The sequence below is a fragment of the Bradyrhizobium hipponense genome, assembly GCF_008123965.1.
GTDB lineage: Bacteria > Pseudomonadota > Alphaproteobacteria > Rhizobiales > Xanthobacteraceae > Bradyrhizobium > Bradyrhizobium hipponense.
Genome location: NZ_VSTH01000293.1, coordinates 1 through 812, shown reverse-complemented (window position 1 = coordinate 812; position 812 = coordinate 1). Strand labels below are relative to the sequence as shown.

Genomic DNA, 812 nt, shown 5'->3' with positions numbered 1-812 from the left:
ACCTCGCGATTAGCCGGCATCCTGCAAGCCGATTGCTACAACGGCTTCGAGCCGCTGTTCGACCCGCAGAGGAAGGTGCTGCCGATTACGCCGGCGTTTTGCTTTGCCCATGCGCGGCGGGGCTTCTTCGAGCTGGCTGACATCGAGAAAAATGCTCGGGAAGGTAAGAAGGGCAAACCGGTCTCTCCGATCGCGCTGGAGGCGGTCAGACGCCTCGATGCGTTGTTCGAGATCGAGCGCGCCATTAATGGCTGCAGCGCCGACGAGCGAGGCGCCGTGCGCCAGGAACAGAGCAAGCCGCTTCTCGACGACATGCACGCCTGGCTGCTGCGCGAGCGAGAAACTCTCTCGCGCTCGTCCGAGGTCCTGAAGCCGATCAACTATATGCTCAGGCGCTGGGCGGGCTTCGCCAGCTTCCTCGACGACGGCAGGATCTGCTTGACCAACAATTGCGCTGAACGCGCTTTGAGAGGCATCGCCTTGGGACGGCGCAACTGGACCTTCGCTGGCAGCCAGCGTGGGGCCGACCGTGCCGCCATCATGCTGACGATGATCACGACGTGTCGTCTCAATAACGTCGATCCAAAGGCCTGGCTTGCCGACGTCCTCGCCCGTATCGCCGATCTTCCTGCATCGCAGCTGCACGAACTGCTGCCCTGGGAATGGAAGCTTCTGCGCCAAGCCGGCAAATCCGACGATCAGCAAGCCGCCTGACTTCACCCAACGCCATCACATATAGCTCGCCGTGCCCGCGCGCACGCGTCAATCACGCGGCCTTCGTCGTAGGCGTACGTTCCATCGCCTTGTATTGC

1 protein-coding gene is annotated in these 812 nt (G+C 62.2%); it reads left to right on the top strand.

Annotated features, from left to right (window positions below):
* Positions 1–714, top strand: a 714-nt coding sequence (tnpC, locus tag FXV83_RS42040; RefSeq protein ID WP_148745857.1) for an IS66 family transposase, incomplete at its 5' end; no start/stop codon positions are given.
* Between the last annotated feature and the right edge of the window lie 98 nt (positions 715–812).